This is a genomic window from Mycobacterium sp., assembly GCF_044223235.1.
Lineage (GTDB): Bacteria > Actinomycetota > Actinomycetes > Mycobacteriales > Mycobacteriaceae > Mycobacterium.
In genome coordinates this window covers 1-23665 of the sequence record NZ_JBGAME010000043.1, presented here as the reverse complement: position 1 = coordinate 23665, position 23665 = coordinate 1, and the positions used below count along the sequence as shown (strand labels likewise).

Below are 23665 nucleotides of genomic sequence, written 5' to 3'. Positions count from 1 at the left end.
AGCACATCAAGGAGTCCCCGCCGCCGCTGCCCGCCGACCTGCCGCCCAACGTCCGGGAGCTCATCGAGATCACCCTGGTCAAGAATCCGGGGATGCGGTACCGCTCCGGCGGCCCGTTCGCCGACGCGGTTGCGGCGGTGCGCTCGGGCCGACGACCGCCCCGGCCCAACGCCCAGCCGACGATCGGGCGCGCCGCGCCCGCGGCGGTACCGTCGGCCGCGCAGGCCCGTGCCGCTGCCGACTTCACCGCCCGCGGCCCGGCAACGGCGGCGCGATCGCGACCGGCGACGGCAGCCAACCGGCCAGCGCCAGCGCGGCGCACCTTCTCATCAGGCCAGCGTGCATTGCTGTGGGCGGCCGGGGTGCTCGGTGCGCTGGCGATCGTCATCGCCATCCTCATCGTGCTCAACGCACAGGACCGCAGGGATCGGCAGACCCCGCCGCCGACCATCACCAACACGATCACCGAGACCACGCCCTATCAATCGCCCGCCGCGAGCCCGGGGCTGCTCACCCCGGCCGTGACGCCTACGGCTCCCACCGGCTGGCACGATGCCGGGGTTATCGGTCATCGTGGAGACATACTCGGGGTATCCCGACACGACACATCGGCGTCACCGGCATTGCCGGGAGCGCCCCGGGACCCAGAACAGACATGGCGATGACGACCCCGCAGCACCTTTCCGACCGATACGAACTCGGCGAGATCCTCGGCTTCGGCGGCATGTCCGAAGTCCATCTGGCGCGTGACCTGCGGTTACACCGCGACGTCGCGATCAAGGTGTTGCGCGCCGACCTGGCCCGCGACCCCAGCTTCTACCTGCGCTTCCGGCGCGAGGCGCAGAACGCCGCGGCGCTGAACCATCCCGCGATCGTGGCGGTGTACGACACCGGCGAGGCGGAGACGCCGACCGGACCGCTGCCCTACATCGTGATGGAGTACGTCGACGGCGTCACCCTGCGTGACATCGTGCACACCGAGGGGCCGATGCCGGCGAAGCGGGCCATCGAGGTGATCGCCGATGCCTGCCAGGCCCTCAACTTCAGCCACCAACACGGCATCATCCATCGCGACGTCAAACCCGCCAACATCATGATCAGCAAGACCGGCGCGGTGAAGGTGATGGACTTCGGCATCGCCCGGGCGCTGGCCGATTCGCACAGCGTCACCCAGACCGCCGCGGTCATCGGCACCGCCCAGTATCTGTCGCCCGAACAGGCGCGCGGCGACTCCGTCGACGCCCGCTCCGATGTGTACTCGCTGGGCTGCGTCCTCTACGAGATCCTCACCGGTCAACCGCCGTTTGTGGGCGATTCACCCGTCGCGGTGGCCTACCAGCATGTCCGCGAGGACCCGGTGCCACCGTCGGAGCGTCACAAGGGGATCTCCCCGGAGCTGGACGCCGTGGTGCTCAAGGCGCTGGCGAAGAACCCCGACAACCGCTACCAGACCGCCGCGGAGATGCGCGCCGACCTGGTCCGGGTGCACAGCGGCGAAGCGCCTGACGCGCCCAAGGTGCTCACCGACGCCGAGCGCACCTCGCTGCTGGCATCAACGCCCACCCACGACCCGATCCCGCCTGTCGAGGGGCCCGACTCCCGTTACGGCGATCGCGACCGTGGCGGATCGGTGGCCCGCTGGCTCGTCGCGGTGGCGGTGCTCGCGGTGCTCACCGTCCTCGTCACCGTCGCGATCAACGTATTCGGCGGCGAAACCCGGGACGTCCAGGTGCCCGATGTGCGCGGGCAGGCTTCGGCCGACGCGATCGCGGCGTTGCAGAACCGCGGCTTCAAGACCCGCACCCAACAACAGCCGGACAACACCGTGCCGCCCGACCACGTCATCAACACCGACCCGGAGTCCAACACGGCCGTGGGCGCCGGCGACGAGATCACGATCAACGTCTCCACCGGCCCCGAGCAGCGTGCGGTGCCCGATGTGTCGTCGCTGAGTTACGCCGACGCTGTCCGCCGCTTGACCGACGCTGGGTTCGGGCGGTTCCGGCAGTCGGCATCGCCGTCGACGCCCGAGATGAAGGACCGGGTGGTCGGCACCAATCCACCGGCCAACCAGACCTCGGCGATCACCAACGAGATCACCATCGTCGTCGGATCCGGACCCGAGACCGCGGCCGTGCCCGACCTCAGCGGTCAGACGGTCGACCAGGCGACCAGCAACCTCAACGTGTTCGGGTTCACCAAGACCATCCAGAACCAGGTGGACAGTACGCAGACGGCCGGGCAGGTGGTCGGCACCAACCCGGCGGCGGGTCAGACGGTGCCGCTGGATACGGTGATCGAGCTGCAGGTGTCGCGGGGCAACCAGTTCGTCATGCCTGACCTCAGCGGCATGTTCTGGGACGACGCCCAACCCCGGCTGCGGGCGCTGGGCTGGACCGGATCGATGGACAAGGGCGCCGACGTGCAGGCCGGCGACCAGAACCGCGCGCGCGTCGTCAGTCAGTCACCGTCGCCGGGCACCGGGGTGAACTACAGCGGGACGATCACGCTGAGGTTCGGCTCCTAAGCCCACGTCGGCCTCCCGCGACGGTAACGCCAGGGCGCGAGATGCGCCCCGATGCCGCCGTCACGTTACCCACGGCGCGCCTGGACGCTGTTAGGCGGATCGGGACGTGGCGGACACTGCGCTGGCCACCTCACGCTCGAGTTCCTGGACCAGCGCCTCGGCCGGGGCCGCACCGCAGTAGCCCAGCCAGTTGGCCAGCATCCGGTGACCGCCTTCGGTGAGAATGGACTCCGGATGGAACTGCACGCCGTGGATCGGTAGTTCGACATGGCGAACCGCCATGATCACCCCGTCGCTGCGCTCGCCGGGGCTTGTCCCGTCGCTGCGCTCGCCGGGGCTTGTCCCGTCGCTGCGCTCGCCGGGGCTTGTCCCGTCGCTGCGCTCGCCGGGGCTTGTCCCGTCGCTGCGCTCGCCCTGGACGACGCCGGTCCGCGCGATGACCTCGAGTTCGTCGGGCACCGTCTCGGGCAGGATCGTCAACGAGTGGTACCGGGTCGCGGTGAACGGATCGGGTAGACCCGCCAGCACACCGACGCCGCTGTGGTGCACCACGCTGGTCTTGCCGTGCAGCAACTCGGGTGCACGATCGACCGTCCCTCCGAACGCCACGCCGATGGCCTGGTGCCCGAGGCATACACCCAGCAGCGGGGTCGTCGCGGCCGCGCACGCCCGTACCAGCGGAATGGTGGCGCCCGCCCGTTCGGGGGTGCCCGGGCCGGGGCTGAGCAACACACCGTCGAACCCGTTGGCCGCCGCGGCGATGTCGGCGTCGGTGGCCAGCCGCGCGTCGTCGTTGCGCCACACCTCGGCCTCGACGCCGAGCTGGCCCAGGTACTGCACCAGATTGAAGACGAAGCTGTCGTAGTTGTCGACGACCAAGACCCGCATCAGCCCAGGTTACTGGTTGCTCAGAGGCCGGCGGCGCCCGGCGATCAATAGGGGATCGGCTCGGTCGGCACCGCGTAGCGCAGCCTCACCGGGTCGGGGTGGCCCACCAGTTGCACCTCGGTGCGCGGTTCCTCCGTGTAGCCAAGTCCAAACCGCGCAACGTACCGCTTGTAAAGGTCGACCAGCGGGGCGTCGGCCAGCGCGGCCTGCATGGCCGCCGCGTCGCCGATCGCGGTGATGACGTACGGCGGGCTGTAGGTCCGCCCGTTGAGCAGCAGCGTATTGCCCACGCACCGCGGCGCCGACGTGGCGATGATGCGCTGGTCCTGCATCTGCACACCTTCCGCGCCTGCGCTCCACAGCGCGTTGAGGACAGCCTGGATGTCTTGCTGGTGTACGACGAGGTCATCGGGGGAGGCGTCGCGGGGGAACCGCCCCTCCGCGTCTCGCTGGGCGTCGGTGAGGGTGACGATCAGCCCGGGACCCCGCATCGGCTCCAGTCCGGCCTCCCGCGCCAGCCGGTCGCTTCTGGCGGTGATTGCGGCGAGCGCGGCATCGGAACCGGGGGAGCCGCCGTGGTGGGTGTCGATCGACGTGTCCAGCGCATCCCGCTCAGCGCCCAGCCTGTCCACCGTTCGCTGCGACTCCCGCACCAAATCGACCAGCCGCGGGGCATCGCTTCGGCGGATCTCGTCGCCACCGGACACCCCATGAGTAGCGGCGAGCAGGAGCCCGGCCAGCAGGCACACCACCGGGACGCCGAAGCGCCACGCGGACCGTCGGGGACGATCGTGTGAGCGAACGTCTGAGGTCATGGCAGGTCCATCGGGTTCTCTCCTGGACTCTCTCCTGCGTTAGGCTCGTGGACATCCTGCTTCATCGTCGCACCGAGTAGCCGGTTTTCACACCGGCGCCGGGTCGCGGCGCCGACCGTCCGCGAAGGTAGCCATGCCCAAGTCCAAGGTTCGCAAGAAGAACGACTTCACCATCAATCCGGTGAGCCGGACCCCGGTCAAGGTCAAGGCCGGTCCGTCCAGCATGTGGTTTGTGATCCTGTTCATCGGGCTGATGTTGTTCGGCCTGGTCTGGCTACTGGTCTTCCAGTTGGCAGCCACCAATCCGTACGACACGCCCAGCCTCCTGCAGTGGATGGCCGATCTGGGTCCGTGGAACTACGCGATCGCGTTTGCTTTCATGATCACCGGATTGTTGCTCACCATGCGGTGGCGGTGACGCGTACCTCCGGCCCGAATGCTGTCATTTGGGGTCGCGGGTGCCCGCGGTTTAGCAACCTTCGAATCGTTCAATCACACCGATGTGATTCATCCCCATTGGGGATAGCACCTGTGGATAACTCCATCCGCTGCGGTAGGACAGTGTTGCGAGCCCGTGCAGCGAACTGAATGGAGCCCGTCCACGCCCGGAATCGCTGGTTGTGGCGTGTTCGGGCTGGCGATGGCTACCGTTTGTGTGACCGTCGTCACAGACCTGCCGGGACGGATTCTGACCGGCGTCGCTGCTGTGGGGCTCCTCACCTTTGCAGGCATGGCGTGGCGGGCGCGACCCAAGCTGGCAATCACCGATGCGGGTCTGACCATTCGGGGATGGTGGCATACGCAGGTTCTGACCCGCAGCGACGTCAAGCTGATCCGCATCACCGAGTTCCGCCGGATCGGGCGCAGGACGCGACTGCTCGAGGTCGACACCCATGACGGGCGGCTGATGGTGTTCACCCGGTGGGATCTTGGCACCGATCCGGTGATCGTCCTGGACGCGTTGACGGCCGCGGGTTACGCCGGCCGCTGACCCTTGGCACGCTCACGGCCAAGGGCTCGCAGCCAACGGAAAGCCCCCGGCGAGCATTCTCGCCGGGGGCTGAGGGTCAGCGGGGTGCTGTCAGGAGACGGTGATCGACTCGATGACCACGGGCTCGGTCGGGCGGTCGTTTCGGTCGGTCGCGGTGGTGGCGATCGCGTCGACCACCTTTTGCGAATCCGGTTCGACGACCTCGCCGAAGATGGTGTGGCGCCGGTTGAGATGCGGCGTCTTGCCGACGGTGATGAAGAACTGCGACCCGTTGGTGCCCGGTCCGGCGTTGGCCATCGCCAGCAGATAGGGCTTGTCGAACTGCAGCTCGGGGTGGAACTCATCGGCGAAGGTGTAACCGGGTCCGCCGCGGCCGGTGCCCGTCGGGTCACCGCCCTGGATCATGAAGCCGCCGATCACCCGGTGGAACACGGCTCCGTCGTAGAACGGTCCGGAGGTTCCCCCGGATGCGTTACCCGTGCTGTAATCCTTGGTCCCCTGCGCCAATCCGACGAAGTTGGCCACGGTCTTCGGGGCATGATTTCCGAACAAGGCGATCTTGATGTCGCCGCGATTGGTATGCAGGGTTGCGGTCCCTGTCTGGATGGGGCTCGTCACGGGAACCCAGTGTGCCATCCGCCGATTACCAGCCTGCGCGGGCCCACGCCGGTGGAAGATGGCAGGCTGGAATTCCGGTTCGGTGAGGCCGCAGAAAGGTGAAACATGAGCGTGAAGAACGACGCCCGATTGGCCCCGAGGGCACGGCTTGCCCGCGGCCTGAAGTACTCCACGATGGGACCGGTCGATGTCACCCGCGGCGTGGTGGGGCTGGGCGTGCTGTCGGCGGAGTCCGCGGCGTCGAGTCTTCGCAGGCGTTATCAGACGGGACAGCTGCGTAAGGAGCTGGCCGCGGCTCAGGAGACGCTCTCGCATGAGATCGCCGCCGCCCAGGAGGTGGTCGCCAACCTGCCGCAGCGGCTGCAGTCGGCGCGCAAGCCCAAGCGTCGGCGTCGCCCGCTGGTCCTGGCGGCCGTCGGGGTCGCCGTGCTGGCGGGGGGTGCCGTGACATTCTCGATCGTCCGGCGCTCGACTCGGCCCGAGCCGTCACCGCTGCCGCCGAGCGTGGAGGTGGAACCGCGGCCCTGAGGGGCGGGTGTGACGACCGGCGTCGTCGGCCTGCCCTGCCGATGGTTGTGGAGCCTAGGGGATTCGAACCCCTGACTTCTGCCTTGCAAAGGCAGCGCTCTACCAACTGAGCTAAGGCCCCGGCCTGGGTCAAGAAGGCTGATCGGCGGCGACGTGCCAGACCTCGTCGGTGTGCCGCGAGCGCCAGACCAGCACCGCCACGGCGACCGCCACGATCAGTACCGCCAGCCGCATCGTGCACCCTTCCGTGGGCCTAGGAGGACTCGAACCTCCGACCTCTTCGTTATCAGCGAAGCGCTCTAACCGCCTGAGCTATAGGCCCGTAACCGAACACGGCCGAGCGACGAGATTACCGTAAACCCGACCGCGGCCCCAAACCGGTATCGCCCGACGCCTTCGCGGTGGTCAATCGCGGTCGGCCAGCGTCACCTCGACGCCGCCCACCAGATCCGTGGTCAGGTTGTAGATGAACGCCCCGATGGTCGCCATCGCCGTGAGGATCACGATGTTGAGCAGCCCGATCAGGGCTGCCCCGCCGAACACCGTGCCGCTGGACACCAGCTCTCCGCCGGCGCTTCCGCTCGTGCTCGTCAGCAGGTCGCCGACGTTGCTGTTGAGCTTGCTCCACACCCCCATACCGCCGAGCACGAGGTACAGGAACGCGACGGCGATCATCCACACGAAGAACAGCGCCACCGACAACACCAGCGAGACCTTGAGCGCGCTCCACGGGTCGATGCGGCGAATCTGCATGCTCGCCCGCACCGGCCCCCGGGCACGGTTGCCGACCTGCACCTTGCTCGTCGGGGTGGCCACCCGAGCGGGGGGCGGGTCGGCCGGGGTCGCTTTGCGCTGGGGCGGACGCGGCGACGGCCCCGACAGGTCCGGCAGCTCGCTGGGGTAGGCGTCAATGCGCCCGGCGTCGCTGCGAACGGGAAGCTGGGTCTGAACCGTGGGCTGCGACTGACCGGCCGGCGGCGACTGACCGGCCGGCGGCGACTGACCGGCCGGCGGCGGCTGGACGGTGGGCTGATACGGCGCCGCGGGCTGCGGTTGCTCGGCGTCAGGCGCGGGCGCGGCGGTCGGCCCGCCCGAGATGAACCGGTCGAGTCGCGCCTCCATGCCACCCGACGGCGTGGCAGGTGCCGACGCTGCCCTCGGGTTGCTGTCGGGTCGGCTCGATGTCTCGGGCACCGTTCGCTGCGGAGGCTTGGCGGGCCGGCCCTGCCCCGAACCACCGCGCTGCCAGGGCGGCACGTCGGCGGGCTCGGTGACCGCGCCGGTCGACGTTGCCGCTGGCAGCGGACCCGACCCCGTGGACGAAGCGCCGGAGTCGTGACCAGGTCCGACGGAGCCGTTGGTCCCCCCGGCTGGGCGCTCGCCCGCTCGCGGGTGTGCCGGCTCGTTCGGTGAGCTCACTACGGCTCCTTAGCTCGGTCGTGGGGCCGCGGCCCCGGTGGTTCGCGTCACGGCACGTCGGACTCGGCAGCCTCGGCTTCCGGGTCCTCTTCGGCGTTACGCGCGATGGCAATCAGTGTGTCGCCCTCGCCGAGGTTCATCAACCGAACCCCCTTCGTCTGCCGTCCGGCCTTGCGGACCTGGCGGGCGGCCGTCCGGATGACACCTCCGCCGGAGGTGATGGCGTACAACTCGGCCTCGTCATCGACGATCAACGCTCCGACAAGATTGCCACGCCTGCGGTCGTACTGGATTGTCAGTACCCCCTTGCCCCCGCGGCCCTGCACCGGATACTCGTCGATCGCGGTGCGCTTCGCGTAGCCGCCCGCGGTCGCGACCAGCAGATACTTGCCCTCCTGGACAACGTTGAGCGACAGCAGCCGGTCATCGGCGTTGAATCGCATACCCTGCACGCCCGACGTTGCTCGACCCATCGGCCGCAGCACCTCGTCGTTGGCCGCAAAGCGGATCGACTGGCCGTTGGCCGACACCAGCAGCAGATCGTCGGCCGCCGAGCACAACACCGCGCCGACGAGTTCGTCACCATCGCGCAGATTCACCGCGACGATGCCGCCGGACCGGTTGGAGTCGAAGTCGGTCAGCTTGGATTTCTTCACCAACCCGTTGCGAGTAGCCAGCACCAGATAAGGCGCATCCTCGTAGCCCTTGATCTGGATGACCTGGGCGATGCGCTCCTCCGGCTGGAATGCCAGCAGGTTGGCGACGTGCTGGCCGCGGGCCGTGCGGGAGGCCTCCGGCAGCTCGTAGGCCTTGGCTCGGTACACCCGACCCTGCGTGGTGAAGAACAGGATCCAGTCATGGGTGGAGCAGACGAAGAAGTGGTTGACGATGTCGTCCTGTTTGAGCCCGGCACCCTGCACACCCTTGCCACCGCGCTTCTGGCTGCGGTACAGGTCGGTTTTGGTGCGTTTCGCGTAGCCGGTCTCGGTGATCGTCACGACGACGTCCTCGCGGGCGATCAAATCCTCGTCGCTGACCTCACCGTCGGCGGCGACGATGCGGGTGCGACGGTCGTCGCCGTGCTTGTCGACGATCTCCTTGAGTTCGTCGCGCACGATGGCCCGCTGCCGCTCCGGCTTGGCCAAGATGTCCTCGAGGTCGGCGATCTCGGCCTCGATCTTGGCCAGATCGTCGACGATGCGCTGACGTTCCAAGGCGGCCAGCCGGCGCAGCTGCATGTCGAGGATGGCCTGCGCCTGGATCTCGTCGATATCCAGCAACTCGATCAGGCCAGCTCTGGCGATGTCGACGGTCTGCGACGCCCGGATCAGCGCGATGACCTCGTCCAGCGCGTCGAGCGCCTTGACCAGACCGCGCAGGATGTGGGCCCGTTCGTTGGCCTTGCGCAACCGGTAGCGGGTGCGGCGGACGATCACGTCGAGCTGATGGGCCACGTAGAGGCGGATCAGCTGGTCCAGCCGCAGCGTGCGCGGAACACCGTCGACGATCGACAGCATGTTGGCGCCGAAACTCGTCTGCAGCTGGGTGTGCTTGTACAGATTGTTCAGCACGACCTTGGCCACGGCGTCGCGCTTGAGCTCGATGACGATCCGCAGGCCGACGCGGTCGCTGGACTGGTCCTCGATATTGGAGATGCCGGCGAGTTTGCCGTCGCGGACCTGCTCGGCCACCGACGTGATGAAGTTGTCGTGGTTGACCTGATATGGCAGCTCTGTGATGACGATCGAGGTGCGGTTGCGGGAATCCTCTTCGATCTCCACCACGCCGCGCATCCGGATGGACCCGCGGCCCGTGGTGTAGGTATCCGAAATACCTTGCGAACCAACGATCAAACCCGAGGTCGGGAAGTCGGGCCCCTTGACGTACTCACAGACCGCCGTCAGAGTGGCCTCTTCGTCGGCCTCGTGGTTCTCCAGGCACCAGTACACCGCCTCGGCGAGTTCGCGCAGATTGTGCGGCGGGATGTTGGTCGCCATGCCGACCGCGATGCCGCCGGACCCGTTGGCGAGCAGGTTGGGGAACCGGCTCGGCAGAACCGTGGGCTCCTGCACCCTACCGTCGTAGTTCGGAATGAAATCGACTGTCTCCTCGTCGATTTCACGCAGCATCTCCATCGCGAGCGGGGTGAGCCGCGCTTCGGTGTTGTGGCTGACGAATCCGTTGGTGATGAACGCATGGTCTTCGGTGTCGACCCGCAGGCTGTACACCGGTTGCACGCCGGCGTCGGTGACAGACTCCACGCGTGCGTACGTGTAGTTGCCGAGTGTGAACTCACGGACGATTTGGGCCCGATTTCCGTCCCTGGTTTCACACTCGGCGAGTGTGGCTAGGCGATCGCCGGGCCGGATGTCCTCAATCAACTTCCACTCGAGCGTCGGCACACCGGCGATGGTGACGAGGCACAGCATCGGATGGTTCGCGGTACCGGTGAGCGACCGGCCGTCGGTGCTCGTCACCGTGAAGGTCTGGTGGTCGCCGGAGTGGAACAACCGATCCGCCACCACCGGTTCTCCATAGCGCCCAAGGACTTTCAGGTCGATGACGCTGTCCGAGTCGGGCTTCGCACCAGGAACCACGTCACCGATTGCGACGGACTTCCCCTCGGGCAAACTGACGATCGCGTCGCCAGTGACGCAATACCGCATCGCCGCCGGAGGATCGTTACCCGGTGAACCGAAATTGCCCTGACCGTCCACCAGGGGATAGCGCAGCGACCACGGTTGGGCCATCCGCACCAGGGTGTCGTAGATCGACGCGTCACCGTGCGGGTGATAGTTACCCATCGTTTCGGCAACGGAGCGTGCGGATTTCGCGTGGCTGCGGTCGGGGCGGAAGCCGGAGTCGAACATGGCGTAGAGCACGCGGCGGTGCACAGGCTTGAGTCCGTCGCGCACTTCGGGAAGGGCGCGGCCGACGATCACACTCATCGCGTAATCGATGTAGCTGCGCTGCATCTCCTGCTGGATGTCAACCGGCTCGACGCGGTCTCCGGCTTCGCCGCCCGGAGGCAACGTGGTATCTGTCATGGTGTTTCAGCCTTATTCGTGAACAAGTGGCGAATCGTCAAACATCCAGGAAACGAACGTCTTTCGCATTGCGGGTGATGAAGCTACGGCGGGCTTCCACGTCTTCACCCATCAGGATCGAGAACAACTCGTCGGCGGCCGCGGCGTCGTCCAGGGTCACCTGGCGCAGCACCCGCACGGACGGATCCATGGTGGTCTCCCACAGTTCCTTGGCGTCCATCTCACCCAGACCCTTGTAGCGCTGGATGCCGTCGTCCTTGTTGATCTTCTTGCCCGCCTTCAGGCCGGACTCCAGCAGGCCGTCGCGCTCACGGTCGGAGTAGGCGAATTCCGGTTCTGAGCGCTGCCATTTCAGCTTGTACAGGGGCGGCTGCGCCAGGAAGATGTGTCCGTTTTCCACCAACGGCTTCATGAACCGGAACAACAGCGTCAGCAGCAGCGTCGAGATGTGCTGGCCGTCGACGTCCGCGTCGGCCATCAGCACAATCTTGTGGTAACGCAGTTTGGAGATGTCGAACTCGTCGTGAATGCCGGTGCCCAGAGCGGTGATGATCGACTGCACCTCGGTGTTCTTCAGCACCCGGTCGATGCGCGCCTTCTCGACGTTGATGATCTTGCCGCGCAACGGCAGAATGGCCTGGAACATCGAATCGCGGCCACTCTTCGCCGAGCCGCCCGCCGAATCACCCTCCACCACATACAGTTCCGACTTGCTTGGATCGGTCGAGCGGCAGTCGGCGAGCTTGCCGGGCAGACCACCGATATCGGTGGCGCTCTTGCGGCGCACCAGCTCCCGGGCCTTGCGTGCCGCGATGCGAGCCTGCGCGGACGAGACTGCCTTGTTGACAACGGTCTTCGCCTCTGCCGGGTTGGCCTCGAACCAATGCGTCAACTGTTCGTTGCACACCTTCTGGACGAAAGACTTCACCTCGGTGTTGCCGAGCTTGGTCTTGGTCTGCCCCTCGAACTGGGGATCGCTGACCTTGACCGAGATGACCGCGGCCAGACCTTCGCGGATGTCGTCGCCGGTGAGGTTGGGATCCTTCTCCTTGAGGAGTTTTCGGTCCTTGGCGTACTTGTTGACCACCGACGTCAACGCCGCCCGGAAGCCCTCCTCATGAGTGCCGCCTTCGTGGGTGTTGATGGTGTTGGCGAAGGTATGGACGGATTCCGAGTAGCCGCCGTTCCACTGCATGGCGATCTCGACCTCGTGGCCGGTGCCCTTGCCGGAAAAGTCGATGATGCTCTGGTGGATGGCTGACTTGGTGCGGTTGATGTGCTTGACGTAATCGACCAGACCGCCGGGGTAGTGGAAGGTGCGGTTCTTGACCTTCTGCGGCGCCGCGGCTTCGGCGGCTTTCTCCTCGGCCGACTTCGGCGCCTCGGCAAGGTCGCTGACGACCTCGTCCACCACCTCGTCAGCCCTGACCCTCTTATCGGTGAGGTTGATGGTCAGTCCCTTATTCAGGAACGCCATCTCCTGTAGGCGCCGCGCCACCGTCTCGAAGTCATAGGTGGTGGTCTCGAAAATGCCGGCATCGGCCCAGAACCGGAGAGTCGTTCCGGTCTTACTGGTCGCATCGCCCTGCATGAGGGTGCCCGGCTGGGCCCGATCGTAGTACTGCGACCAGGCGTACCCGTCGCGCTTGATCTCCACCTCGACGCGGCTGGACAGCGCGTTGACCACGGAGACGCCGACGCCGTGCAGGCCGCCACTGACGTTATAGCCGCTGTTCTCTCCGCCGAACTTGCCGCCGGCATGCAGCTGCGTCATCACTACATCGACAGTGGGTACTCCGGTGGCGTGCATCGCAACAGGAATGCCGCGGCCGTTGTCGGCGACCTCGACACCCCCGTCATCGAGCAAGACGACGTCGACCTGCGTCGCGTATCCGGCCATCGCCTCATCGACCGCGTTGTCGACGACCTCCCAGATCAGGTGGTGCAGACCGCGCTCGCCGGTGGAGCCGATGTACATGCCCGGCCGTTTGCGGACGGCCTCCAGCCCTTCGAGGATCGTGATGGACTGGGCGCCGTACTCATCTTTTGCGTTCTTCTTCTGGCCAGGCACGGGCGGAAGCGTCCCTACTCTCTTGACGGCGGGTCGGAGTCGGCGGTGCGAAGCGCCGCCGGAAAGTCACCTGCGACAGTCTACCGTGAGGTACTACCTGGACCGATCCTCAGGCGGCGTTTCCACATACCTAATCGAGCCCTGTGCGGAATTTTTCGAGTGACCGCGCGTGAGGACGCCGAAGACTACCGTTCACAAGGTTCTCGGCGTTCTCAGGCAACTACCCGCGGAGCCCTTAGCCGTAGGTGTCCCGCGGGCCCCGACCCGCGATGTGATAACGGCCCTTACGCCAGGACGGACCTCCGGGCCCGACGATCTTCAACGACGTCACCACTCCATCGCCGACAGCCGCCGCGATCTTGGCCAGTAGCTGTGCCTGCACCATCCTGAGCTGTGTTGCCCACGCCGTGCTGTCCGCCGAGACCGTGAGAACGCCGTCGCGCAGCGACGCCGGCGTTGCATGTTCGGCGATCTGGTCGCCGACCACCCCCTGCCAGCTGCCGAAAACGGTTCCTTCGGCCACCCGCGGTGACCATCCCCTCGAGCGGGCCAGGTCACGGGTGAGCGCACCCAGCAGCTGCGGATCTCGCGAATCGGGGCCGGGGCCCGACCATGCGCGGCGCCCACCGGCGCCCGCCACCCTGCGTCTGGGTGACTTACCGCCGCGCCCGACATCCTTGCCCTGCACACGGGCCGCCCCACGGGCGTCCTCGAGGACACGGCGCACCAGATCGATCCCGGTCAACCCGGCCAAATGCTCGGGGACATCGAGCGGATCCTCACTCACCGCGCCACCTCCGACACCCGGCCGGTGTCCTGGTCGCGCAGCACGATCTCGATCCTGCGGGTATCCCAATCGGCCGGGATGTCTTCCGGCACGGCGGCGGTGACCAAAACCTGCTCCGCGCCGGCCGCAACCGCTCCCAACGCCCGGCGGCGTGCGGTATCCAGTTCGGCGAAGACGTCGTCGAGCATCAGCACCGGCTCACGGCCGTCGGCGCGCAGCAACTCATAGGCGGCCAGCCGGAGTGCGAGCGCCATCGACCATGATTCCCCGTGGCTGGCGAACCCTTTGGCGGGCTGGTCACCGAGCCGCAGTTCCAGATCGTCGCGGTGCGGTCCGACAAGGCACACCCCTCGTTCCAGCTCGGCCTGCCGCTTGGCGCCGAGCGCGGTCAGCAATGCTTGCTCATAGCCCTCATAGACCTCGGTTCCGACGCCGCCCTCGGTGTCATCGTGGATCGTGTCGAGGTTGCTGCGGTACCGGATCCCAGCCGGCCGCGAACCCGGCGCCAACAGTTGATAGGCCTTCTCGACCTGCGGTGCCAACTGATTGACGAGGTCGATGCGCGCCACCATCAGCTGTGCGCCGTGGGCTGCGAGATGACCGTCCCAGACCTCGAGGGTGTCGAGAACGGTGGGGTCGGCACGGCGTTTGGCGCCGGCGGTTTTCAGCAGCGCCGTGCGCTGACGGACGACCCGGTCGTAGTCGGCGCGGATCGCCGCGACCGTCGGACGACGGATGGTGGCCAGGTCATCGAGGTAGCGGCGGCGGTCACCGGGGTCGCCCCGCACCAGTGCCAGATCCTCCGGGGCGAACAGGACGGCCTGCAGCACGCCGAGTACCTCACGCGCGCTGCGGACGGGGGACCGGTTCAACCGGGCCTTGTTGGACTTTCCGGAGGTGATCTCGAGATCGACGGCCAGCTCACGTCCGGCATTGACCACGATCGTCGACACCACGGCCCGGTCTGCGCCTGTCCGGATCAGCGGGGCGGCAGCCGCGACCCGATGTGATCCCAACGTGGCCGAATACCACAACGCTTCCAGGACATTGGTCTTCCCGAAGCCGTTTCGACCGACGATCGCCGTACGACCCGGTGCGAGGTCGAGTTCGAGGCGTGCCCACGATCGGAAGTCGGTCAAACCGATCTGCCGGACGTACACGGTGGTCCTTTGGTTGATGTCCAAGTCAGGGGCAAGGCTTCAGAGTTGCGAATCATCCCTTCCCAGAACGGCATTCATCCATACCTAGCCGGATTCGCTGATTCGCTTGACCGCGTGACCGCCGAACTGGTTGCGCAACGCTGCGACGGCCTTCATGGTGGGGGACTCGTCTTGGCGGGACGCGAACCGCGCGAACAGCGACGCCGCGATCACCGGCATCGGCACCCGATGGTGGATCGCCTCCTCGACCGTCCACCGTCCCTCGCCCGAATCCTCGGTGTAGTCCGAGATCTGCTCGAAATCGGGATCTTCGGTCAGCGCCTTGGCCAGTAGTTGCTGCAGCCAGGAGCGCACCACCGTCCCGTTGGTCCACGCTTGGATGACCGCAGGCACATCCACGATGAGCTTCTCCGCGGCGAGCAATTCATAGCCCTCCGCGTACGCGTGCATCAAGCCGTACTCGATGCCGTTGTGCACCATCTTCGCGTAATGACCGGCGCCGACCGGCCCGGCGTGTACGAACCCATCCGCTCGGTCACCCGGCGGCCGCAACGCATCGAAGATCGGCATGGCCCGTTGGACGTCGGCGTCGCTGCCACCGACCATCAGGCCATAACCCTCGGTCAAACCCCAGATCCCTCCCGAAACACCCGCGTCGACGAAGGCAATTCCCCTCTCGCCCAACAGGTCCTGGTGCGGTCCGTCCTCGGTGTAGCGGGAGTTACCTCCGTCGATGACCAGATCGCCCGCGTCGAGGACGTTGGCCAGTCCCTCGATCGTTTCGCGGGTGATGCGGCCAGACGGGACCATCACCCACACCACGCGGGGAGCCTCCAGCGCGGCGGCGAGTCCCTCGAGGGAAGCCACATCGCTGACTTCCGGCCGCGGGTCGAAGCCGATCACCTCGTGACCACCCTCGCGCAGACGCGCCCGCATGTTGAAGCCCATCTTGCCAAGGCCAACCAGGCCGAGTTGCATTCGGCGCCCTCTCTCGTGGCGATCGGGCCGGTCAGCCGGGAAGCCGCACCGGCATCAACAAGTAGACGTAATCGGTCTGCGTGGCCGGGAACGGACCGGCGACGACGTCTCCGTCGTCACCCGCCGGCCGCAACACGGCGGGTCGACTCGGTGTCGTGAAGCCGAAAGTCACTCGCTCGGCATGCAGCGAGCTGAGTCCATCGGTGAGGTAGCTCGGGTTGAACGCGATGGTCAACGGCTCGCCGTAGAACGAAACCGGCAGATCCTCTTCCGCGCGACCCACATCGTCGGCTCCCGCCGAGAGTCGCAGGGTGTCCTCTGCGAACTCCATCCGTACCTGCGCACCCCGGTCGGCCACCAAAGCCACACGCTTGATCGCCTCGACCAGTTCGGCGACCCCCATTGTCGCGATGGCGGTGTGCTCGGCGGGCAACAGCTGCCGGAATTTGGGGAACTCCGCATCCAGCAGCCGGGTGGTACTGCGTTTCCCCTCGCTGCGGATCCCGAGCAGCCCTTCCCTGCCGACGGCGGCCCCCGCTCCCAGGGACAGGTGAACATCGGCACCGGGTGCCCCCGCCTTGGCCGCCTCGGCAAGGGTTTTCGCCGGCACCAGCACCGCGGCCTCGATATCGGGCGTCGACGCCGACCAGGTCAGTTCCCGCACCGCCAGCCGGAATCGGTCCGTAGCCGCCAAAACCACAGTCTCACCGGAGATTTCGACGCGTATGCCGGTCAGCATCGGCAGTGTGTCATCCCGGCCGGCCGCAACCGCGACCTGGCCGATAGCCTCGGCGAACAACTCCGAGGAAACGACACCCGTCACATCGGGCAGGGCAGGCAACGACGGATAATCCTCGACCGCCATGGTCGGCAGCGAGAACCTGGCGCTGCCGCAGGTCAACGACACCCGGGTGCCGTCGACGCCCACATCGACCGGCTTGGCCGGCAATGCCCTGGTAATGTCGGACAGCAACCGGCCGGACACCAATACCGTTCCGGGGGAAGCGATTTCGGCTGGCACTCGGACCTCGGCTGACACCTCGTAGTCAAAGCCAGAGATCGTCAACCCATCCTCGGTGCCGGTCAGCAGCACACCGGCCAGCACCGGAACGGTCGGCCGAGTGGGCAGGTTGCGGGCCACCCACGCCACCGCATCGGCGAAGTCGTCGCGTACCAGGCGGAACTTCAGATCCGTGAGGCCTGCAGTCGTCGTCGCCACGTCCATAGAGTCCCTTCGATCAACACCGCAACGAGCTTCAGCCAGCGTGTTCTCGGCGGCCCACCCCGAGTCTCCCAGAAGCGTTGCGAACGAGCGTAACGGCTGTCGAGGAATCACCGTAGAGCTTTCCGGCCCAACTTGAAAGCTAACGGATCACGCTGACATCGATCGGTGGGAGATCGGTGGGAAGCCGGTTTGTGCGGCTCGATGCGGCTCGTCCCCAAGGTGCTTCTTCTGAGAAGAATCATTAGGAGATATTCAGGTATCAGTATTAGGGACTGTGAAAGTTGGGGATGGACACATGTCGACGCAGGCCGCACAGCGTGTCCGGTTGTGAGCTGACTGTGGAGCCTTCGTGACGATGCCGGCCGGTGCTGTGGAATTCTGGATGTGTTGTGCAGCAAGTCGGCTGTGCGCGGCCGGATTACCACCAGGTTGTGCACAGCATCGTTCACAGCGCAGATCCGTTGCCGGTGGTGTCAATGTGACGAAAGTTTTTTGCTACCTACGCCAGGGCTTCAGCGCTTGGCGCGTTGCCGGATGCGCGTGGTGAGTTCCTTGACGTGATCGAAGACCTCACGGCGTTGGGCCATTTCGGCGCGGATCTTCTTCTCGGCGTACATCACCGTGGTGTGGTCGCGGCCGAATGCCTGTCCGATCTTGGGCAGCGACAGGTCGGTCAGCTCTCGGCAGAGGTACATCGCGATCTGGCGGGATTGCGCCAGGGCGCGCGTCTTTCCGGGCCCGCGCAGCTCTTCGATGGTGGTTTCGAAGTATTCGGCGGTGGCCGCCATGATCGCGGCCGTACTGATCTGCATGGTGGATGCGTCGGCGATCAGGTCACGCAGGACGATCTCGGCCAGCGACTTGTCGATCGGTGTCTTGTTCAGAGAGGCGAACGCGGTGACGCGGATGAGCGCACCTTCCAGTTCGCGGATGTTGCGCTCGATGCTGCTGGCGATGAGTTCGAGGACGTCATCGGGAACGTCCAGGCGGTCCATCTGTGCCTTCTTGCGAAGGATCGCGATCCGCGTCTCCAATTCGGGCGGCTGGACGTCGGTGATCAGCCCCCACTCGAAACGCGTGCGCAACCGGTCCTCGAGGGTGGCCAGCTGCTTGGGCGGACGGTCCGAGGAGATGACGATCTGTTTATTGGAGTTGTGCAGCGTGTTGAAGGTGTGGAAGAACTCCTCCTGGATGCCTTCCTTACCTTCAATGAACTGGATGTCGTCGACGAGCAGGACGTCGATATCGCGGTAACTGCGTTTGAAGGAGGCTTTGCGGTCGTCGCGCAGGGAGTTGATGAAATCGTTGGTGAACTCTTCTGTCGAGACGTACTTGACGCGCATCCCGGGAAACAACCGCTGGGCGTAATTACCGGCGGCGTGCAACAGGTGGGTTTTACCCAGACCGGACTCGCCCCAGATGAACAGCGGGTTGTACGCGCGGGCGGGAGCTTCAGCAATCGCAAGCGTTGCGGCGTGAGCAAACCGATTGGATGCGCCGATGACGAACGTGTCGAAGGTGTAGCGGCGATTGAGGTTGACCGCGTTGGCGTCGCTGACGGCGGTGTCTTTCGGGGCGGCGCCGAAGTAGGTGGGCCAGCTCTCCTCGGCGCTGGCCCGGGCTTCGCGGTCGTCGTCGACCTCGTCGGGATCCTGGGCGGGCGCCGGCTCCGGTGCAGGCGCACCGTCGGGTGATGGTGTCGCGATCCGCACCCCGAGCTCGACCCGCTGACCGAGGTGACGGCTCAGTGCCGTGACGATCGGCTCGCGCAGATGCCGCTCGATCTCGTTCTGGACGAAGGGTGTGGGCACCGACAACAGGGCGAACCCTTCGGTGATGACAAGCGGTTGAACGAGTTTGAGCCAGGCGCGTTGCTGGGGTGTCAGGGTGGGCAGGGAATCCCCGTTGGTCAGTCCGACGGGTGCGGCATCGCCGTTGAGTTCGGCCACCACGGTGTTCCATACGGAGACGAAGGGGGGGTCGGGGTCTGCGGTCAAAGCCAGATACCCCCTCAAGGTCGATCCAACAACCGACCGAATGAACGATGACAATCTGTCCACATCTTTATCCACAGACTGTGGATAAAGACAGTAGTCGTCGTTCTCGTTGCTTGCCGGCGGGGACATCGGGTCGGAACTCGCCACGGAGTGTGTAGCCTGTGGGGCTCGCGGCCGGGTGACGTCCTCGCTTTGTTGTCCGTAAGCCGTTCCGCAGTGAAACGGTTCTGCCAGAAGCTAACAGTTTTCTCTCAATGTGCCAACCGTTCGGCAACATCCTGCCAGGATCCTTGCGGGATCGTGGCGGGCGGGGAAAACTGTGACGGTTGTCAACCGAGCGCCGACAGTCCGGGCGAAGTTTGACCCAGTCAAATCTCGTCAGTACCCTCGAACAGTCGCCCGCACGTGGCGATACGGCAGCGGCCCGGGTGGGTTCCGGGGGACGCGCCGGCTAGCAAGCGAGACGGACGAGCTTACCAACGGCGATCACGTCACGACCGACCTCAAGTGGTTCGGGGTGTCGTGGTGGCCATACGCAGCAAGGAGATGTAGCCGTGGCCAAGGGCAAGCGGACCTTCCAGCCCAACAACCGGCGTCGGGCACGCGTGCACGGCTTCCGGCTGCGGATGCGCACCCGGGCAGGCCGCGCCATCGTGTCGAACCGCCGTAGCAAGGGCCGTCGCTCACTTACTGCGTGATCCGACGCGAGGCCTGGGACGGTGCTTCCAGCTCGATATCGGATGACACGGTCGGCGGAGTTCTCCGAGACGGTCAGCCGCGGAGTGCGCGCGGCGCAGCCCGACTTTGTCGTGCATGCCAGGCGCGGTGAGCACGACGGTGGGCCGCGTATCGGGTTGGTCGTCTCCAAGGCCGTGGGGAACGCTGTGCAGCGTCATCGGGTGTCTCGTCGCTTGCGTCACGTCGCCTACGCCGCGATCGGGGAGCTGGATCCGCGGGACCGTATCGTGATCCGTGCGCTCCCCAGCAGTCGCCACGCGATATCCCCTCGGTTGGAGCAAGAGTTGAGAGAAGCGCTGAAGCGGGTGCGCGAGCGCGGGGGGCCGGTGCAGAAACCCGCGAAAAAGCTCGCAAAACAGCTCGCGAACAAGCCCACGAGATGGTCTGCGGAATGAGCCGCCGATGACCCGGATTCGTCGACTGGGTGGTGCCGCGGCCCGCGCGTTGATCGTTCTCATCCAGTTCTACCGCCACGCCATCTCCCCGCTGCGGCTGCCGACATGCCGGTTCATGCCGACCTGTAGCCAATACGCCGTGGACGCCCTGACCGAATACGGACTGCTGCGCGGCACATGGCTGACGGTCGTGCGGCTGCTCAAGTGCGGACCGTGGCATCCGGGAGGATGGGACCCAATACCCGAACGTCGTGTCCCAGGGCACGCGGCGTGCGGACAGACCGACGCCACCGACCCAGTCAGGAGCAGTCCGCTTGTTTAACTGGTTCAGCCTCGACATCATCTACTACCCGGTTTCGGCGATCATGTGGGTCTGGTACAAGGCGTTCGCCTTTGTGCTCGGCCCCACGAACTTCTTCGCCTGGGCGCTGTCGGTGATGTTCCTGGTGTTCACGCTGCGCGCAATTCTCTACAAGCCGTTCGTCAAGCAGATCCGCACCACGCGGCAGATGCAGGAACTGCAGCCCCAGATCAAGGCGCTGCAGAAGAAGTACGGCAAGGACCGCCAACGCATGGCGCTGGAAATGCAGAAGCTGCAGCGCGAGCACGGATTCAACCCGATCCTGGGCTGTCTGCCGATGTTGGCTCAGATCCCGGTGTTCCTCGGGCTGTACCACGTGCTGATGTCGTTCAACCGGACGATGACCGGCATCGGCAGGCTGGGACTGTCGGTGGAGGAGAACCGCCAGCTCGGCAACTACGTGTTCAGCGCCACCGACGTGCAGCACTTCCTGGACGCGAATCTGTTCGGGGCACCGCTGGGCGCCACGATGATCCAGCAGAACGGCCTGGACGCCTTCACCGAGTTCCACCGGCCCGCGGTGATTGCGGTCGGGGTGCCGATCATGATCCTGGCGGGCGTGGCGACGCACTTCAACAGCCGCGCATCGGTCGCCCGCCAGAGCCCGGAAGCCGCGGCTAATCCGCAGACCGCGATGATGAACAAGCTCGCGCTCTACGTGTTTCCCATCGGCGTGGTGGTCGGCGGCCCGTTCCTTCCGTTGGCCGTTCTCCTCTACTGGTTCGCGAACAACATCTGGACCTACGGCCAGCAGCACTATGTCTTCGGCAAGATCGAAAAAGAGGAAGAGGCCAAGAAGCTCGAGACGCTGGAACGCCGGTCCGCGAACGCCCCGGCGCCCGGCGCCAAGCCGAACCGGCCGCGCAAGCCCGCGGAACCGGCCGGCGGCGAGGTGCAGGATGCGCCGCAGCTGGGCGCAGAGATTACCGATAGCGCCGGCGTCGTCGACGATGGCACCTCGACGGGTGCGGACGGACAGAACCGCGACGGGGCCAATCCGCCCGGCGGTGCGGCGAACCCCCCGGGCAATCGAACGCCGCGGCCCGGCGCGCGACCTAAGAGGCGAAAGCGTTGACCAGTTCTGGACTTGCGGAGGAGAAACAGATGACGGACGCGAAGATCACCGAACACGACGAAGAACTGGGTGCCGCCGCGGCATCGGTGGACGAGTCGGGGCCCGGCGGTGGCGACGATCTGGAAGAGCGGTTGGTCGCCGAAGGCGAGATCGCCGGGGACTACCTCGAAGAGCTGCTGGATCTGTTGGATTTCGACGGTGATATCGATCTGGACGTCGAGGGGGACCGTGCGGTGGTCAGCATCGACGGCGGCACCGACCTCAATAAGCTCGTCGGGCGCAAGGGTGAGGTGCTCGACGCGCTTCAGGAGCTGACCCGGCTGGCAGTCCATCAGAAGACGGGCGAGCGCAGCAGGCTGATGCTCGACATCGCGCGCTGGCGCAGGCGCAGGCGTGACGAGCTCGCCGCGCTCGGCGACAAGGTGGCTCGGCGGGTGCTGGAGACCGGTGAGCGTGAAGAACTGTCCCCGATGACACCGTTCGAGCGGAAGATCGTGCACGATGCCGTCGCCGCGGTGGTGGGTGTGCACAGCGAGAGCGAGGGTGTGGAGCCCACCCGTAGGGTCGTCGTCCTGGTCGACTGATTTCCAGCAAAATTACACGGATCAAAGTTACACAGGTGTAGTTCCGGGACCTTGGGTTCCGCAGTGGTTCCGGCCGATGGCCGTCGTGAGATCCCGGAGGATGTTTCACGTGAAACATGGCGAGGTGGCGCCGCCGCCTGATGGCGCCGCCGCTGTCTTCGCCGACAATCTCGACGCGGCACGCCGGTACGCGGAGATCCTGGCCGGCGCCGGGGTCGAACGGGGGCTCCTCGGACCTCGCGAGGTGGACCGAATCTGGGAGCGCCACGTCCTGAACAGTGCGGCGATCGCTGAGCTGTTGACCCCCGGGGAACGGATCGCTGACATCGGTAGTGGCGCGGGTCTACCCGGGATACCGTTAGCGTTGGCTCGGCCCGACGTGACCGTCACCCTTGTCGAACCGCTGTTGCGCCGGAGCGATTTCCTCACCGAGGTAGTCGACGAGTTGGCACTCGATGTGGTGGTGATGAGGGGCCGGGCCGAGGACGCAGCGGTGCGGGACCAACTGGGGGAGATGGACGCTGTTGCTTCGCGTGCGGTGGCGTCGTTGGACAAGCTTGCCCGGTGGAGTATGCCTCTGCTGCGGGCGGGCGGCCGGATGTTGGCGCTCAAGGGTGAGCGTGCCGAATCTGAAATCGAGGAGCACCGGCGTGTGATGGCGGATCTGGGTGCGGTGGATGTCAGGCTGGTCAGATGTGGCGCGGATTATTTGAGTCCACCCGTGACCGTGGTGGTCGCGAGACGGGCAACGGCGATTCCGGCTCGGCACGGATCGGTACGAGCGAGCAGGAGAAGGGCATGAACCCCGTTCCAGACGTCGACGACGGCACAAGCGTCCCGGCGCCGACTATCAGTCGCGCCGATGTTTCACGTGAAACATGGAGCCCGACCGGACCCTCGTCGGTCGGTGGGTGGAGCAGCGATGCTGCGTCGGACACGCCAATCGCTGCCGAAGCCGAACGTGCGATGCGCCTGCTCCATATCAAGCACGGCCAGATACCGCGCCCCCTGCGGCAGCGCGTGTTCACGGTGGCGAACCAGAAGGGCGGGGTGGGCAAGACGACCACGGCCGTCAACGTCGCCGCCGCGCTCGCCTTGCAGGGCATGCGGACGCTGGTGATCGATCTCGATCCGCAGGGCAATGCCAGCACGGCGCTGGGAATCGAACATCGGCCCGGAACGCTGTCGTCCTACGAAGTACTCATCGGCGAGGTGCCGCTGCGGGCAGCGATACAACGTAGCCCGAACAACGACCGGCTGTTCTGTGTGCCGGCCACGATCGACCTGGCCGGTGCCGAGATCGAGCTGGTGAGCATGGTGGCCCGAGAGGGCCGACTGCGGTCCGCGCTGGCCGAGCTGAAGAACCACGACTTCGACTACGTGTTCATCGACTGTCCACCATCGCTGGGTCTGTTGACCATCAACGCCCTCGTCGCCGCACCGGAGGTAATGATCCCGATC

At 66.1% G+C, this 23665-nt stretch carries 21 protein-coding genes, 2 tRNA genes and 2 pseudogenes; 12 read left to right on the top strand and 13 right to left on the bottom strand.

Going from position 1 to position 23665, the window contains the following annotated elements; genetic code table 11:
• Both ADBZ6K_RS26015 and pknB read left to right on the top strand, forming a co-directional pair.
• Window positions 1–665, top strand: a pseudogene (locus ADBZ6K_RS26015) (serine/threonine protein kinase); the annotation flags it as partial.
• Window positions 662–2527 (top strand): Stk1 family PASTA domain-containing Ser/Thr kinase, encoded by a 1866-nt coding sequence (gene pknB / locus ADBZ6K_RS26010; protein ID WP_526352165.1) that lies wholly within the window; start codon window positions 662–664, stop codon window positions 2525–2527. The pseudogene ADBZ6K_RS26015 and the gene pknB, both read left to right, overlap by 4 nt.
• A gap of 90 nt (window positions 2528–2617) precedes the next feature.
• Here pknB and ADBZ6K_RS26005 read toward each other — a convergent pair whose 3' ends face one another.
• Entirely contained in the window at window positions 2618–3415 is a 798-nt protein-coding gene (locus tag ADBZ6K_RS26005; protein ID WP_526352163.1) for an anthranilate synthase component II, read from the bottom strand.
• A 44-nt stretch (window positions 3416–3459) separates the two neighbouring features.
• Window positions 3460–4230, bottom strand: a complete 771-nt coding sequence (locus ADBZ6K_RS26000; RefSeq protein ID WP_526352161.1) for a DUF881 domain-containing protein — start codon at window positions 4228–4230, stop codon at window positions 3460–3462.
• A 133-nt stretch (window positions 4231–4363) separates the two neighbouring features.
• On the opposite strand from ADBZ6K_RS26000, the gene crgA reads away from it, so the two are divergent.
• Both crgA and ADBZ6K_RS25990 read left to right on the top strand, forming a co-directional pair.
• The gene (crgA, locus tag ADBZ6K_RS25995) at window positions 4364–4648 is read left to right on the top strand and encodes a cell division protein CrgA (protein WP_526352159.1); all 285 of its coding nucleotides are present in this window, start codon (window positions 4364–4366) and stop codon (window positions 4646–4648) included.
• A gap of 156 nt (window positions 4649–4804) precedes the next feature.
• On the top strand, window positions 4805–5221 hold the full coding sequence (locus tag ADBZ6K_RS25990) for a PH domain-containing protein (protein WP_526352157.1): 417 nt from the start codon (window positions 4805–4807) through the stop codon (window positions 5219–5221).
• A 90-nt stretch (window positions 5222–5311) separates the two neighbouring features.
• On the opposite strand, the gene ADBZ6K_RS25985 is transcribed toward ADBZ6K_RS25990, so the two are convergent.
• The gene (locus ADBZ6K_RS25985) at window positions 5312–5857 is read right to left on the bottom strand and encodes a peptidylprolyl isomerase (protein ID WP_526352155.1); all 546 of its coding nucleotides are present in this window, start codon (window positions 5855–5857) and stop codon (window positions 5312–5314) included.
• Window positions 5858–5944: 87 nt separating this feature from the next.
• Here ADBZ6K_RS25985 and cwsA point away from each other — a divergent pair, with 87 nt between their 5' ends.
• Window positions 5945–6367, top strand: coding sequence for a cell wall synthesis protein CwsA (cwsA, locus tag ADBZ6K_RS25980; RefSeq protein ID WP_526352153.1), 423 nt, complete (start codon window positions 5945–5947; stop codon window positions 6365–6367).
• Window positions 6368–6415: 48 nt separating this feature from the next.
• Here the strand turns inward: cwsA and ADBZ6K_RS25975 are convergent.
• The 10 genes from ADBZ6K_RS25975 to dnaA form a co-directional block, all read right to left on the bottom strand.
• A tRNA-Ala gene (locus ADBZ6K_RS25975) sits at window positions 6416–6488 on the bottom strand.
• A gap of 127 nt (window positions 6489–6615) precedes the next feature.
• Window positions 6616–6689 (bottom strand) — tRNA-Ile (locus ADBZ6K_RS25970).
• Between the two features lie 83 nt (window positions 6690–6772).
• A complete protein-coding gene (locus tag ADBZ6K_RS25965) occupies window positions 6773–7786 on the bottom strand; it encodes a DUF3566 domain-containing protein (RefSeq protein WP_526352151.1) in 1014 nt (337 codons plus the stop codon).
• Window positions 7787–7833: 47 nt separating this feature from the next.
• Complete coding sequence (gene gyrA / locus ADBZ6K_RS25960) at window positions 7834–10833, bottom strand: intein-containing DNA gyrase subunit A (protein ID WP_526352149.1); 3000 nt, start codon at window positions 10831–10833, stop codon at window positions 7834–7836.
• A 37-nt stretch (window positions 10834–10870) separates the two neighbouring features.
• The gene (gene gyrB, locus ADBZ6K_RS25955) at window positions 10871–12904 is read right to left on the bottom strand and encodes a DNA topoisomerase (ATP-hydrolyzing) subunit B (RefSeq protein WP_526352147.1); all 2034 of its coding nucleotides are present in this window, start codon (window positions 12902–12904) and stop codon (window positions 10871–10873) included.
• A gap of 235 nt (window positions 12905–13139) precedes the next feature.
• Window positions 13140–13691: a DUF721 family protein gene (locus ADBZ6K_RS25950; protein WP_526352145.1), complete on the bottom strand. Its 552-nt coding sequence runs from the start codon at window positions 13689–13691 to the stop codon at window positions 13140–13142.
• Window positions 13688–14851, bottom strand: coding sequence for a DNA replication/repair protein RecF (gene recF, locus ADBZ6K_RS25945; RefSeq protein ID WP_526352143.1), 1164 nt, complete (start codon window positions 14849–14851; stop codon window positions 13688–13690). The genes ADBZ6K_RS25950 and recF overlap by 4 nt, the downstream gene beginning before the upstream one ends.
• A gap of 84 nt (window positions 14852–14935) precedes the next feature.
• Complete coding sequence (gene gnd, locus ADBZ6K_RS25940; protein ID WP_526352141.1) at window positions 14936–15829, bottom strand: phosphogluconate dehydrogenase (NAD(+)-dependent, decarboxylating); 894 nt, start codon at window positions 15827–15829, stop codon at window positions 14936–14938.
• A 31-nt stretch (window positions 15830–15860) separates the two neighbouring features.
• Window positions 15861–17054, bottom strand: a complete 1194-nt coding sequence (gene dnaN / locus ADBZ6K_RS25935) for a DNA polymerase III subunit beta (protein ID WP_526352139.1) — start codon at window positions 17052–17054, stop codon at window positions 15861–15863.
• Between the two features lie 512 nt (window positions 17055–17566).
• Entirely contained in the window at window positions 17567–19051 is a 1485-nt protein-coding gene (gene dnaA / locus ADBZ6K_RS25930) for a chromosomal replication initiator protein DnaA (RefSeq protein ID WP_526352137.1), read from the bottom strand.
• 554 nt (window positions 19052–19605) lie between these two features.
• Here dnaA and rpmH point away from each other — a divergent pair.
• From rpmH to ADBZ6K_RS25895, 7 genes and pseudogenes are all read left to right on the top strand, one after another.
• Entirely contained in the window at window positions 19606–19749 is a 144-nt protein-coding gene (gene rpmH / locus ADBZ6K_RS25925) for a 50S ribosomal protein L34 (RefSeq protein ID WP_180916038.1), read from the top strand.
• A 21-nt stretch (window positions 19750–19770) separates the two neighbouring features.
• Window positions 19771–20112: pseudogene (gene rnpA / locus ADBZ6K_RS25920) on the top strand (ribonuclease P protein component); the annotation flags it as partial.
• A 79-nt stretch (window positions 20113–20191) separates the two neighbouring features.
• Window positions 20192–20506, top strand: coding sequence for a membrane protein insertion efficiency factor YidD (yidD, locus tag ADBZ6K_RS25915; RefSeq protein WP_526352134.1), 315 nt, complete (start codon window positions 20192–20194; stop codon window positions 20504–20506).
• Between the two features lie 43 nt (window positions 20507–20549).
• Window positions 20550–21620: a membrane protein insertase YidC gene (gene yidC, locus ADBZ6K_RS25910; protein WP_526352167.1), complete on the top strand. Its 1071-nt coding sequence runs from the start codon at window positions 20550–20552 to the stop codon at window positions 21618–21620.
• A 29-nt stretch (window positions 21621–21649) separates the two neighbouring features.
• On the top strand, window positions 21650–22204 hold the full coding sequence (locus tag ADBZ6K_RS25905) for a Jag family protein (RefSeq protein WP_526352132.1): 555 nt from the start codon (window positions 21650–21652) through the stop codon (window positions 22202–22204).
• Between the two features lie 100 nt (window positions 22205–22304).
• The gene (gene rsmG / locus ADBZ6K_RS25900; protein WP_526352130.1) at window positions 22305–23006 is read left to right on the top strand and encodes a 16S rRNA (guanine(527)-N(7))-methyltransferase RsmG; all 702 of its coding nucleotides are present in this window, start codon (window positions 22305–22307) and stop codon (window positions 23004–23006) included.
• Window positions 23003–23665, top strand: a 663-nt coding sequence (locus tag ADBZ6K_RS25895) for a ParA family protein (RefSeq protein WP_526352128.1), incomplete at its 3' end; no start/stop codon positions are given. The genes rsmG and ADBZ6K_RS25895, both read left to right, overlap by 4 nt.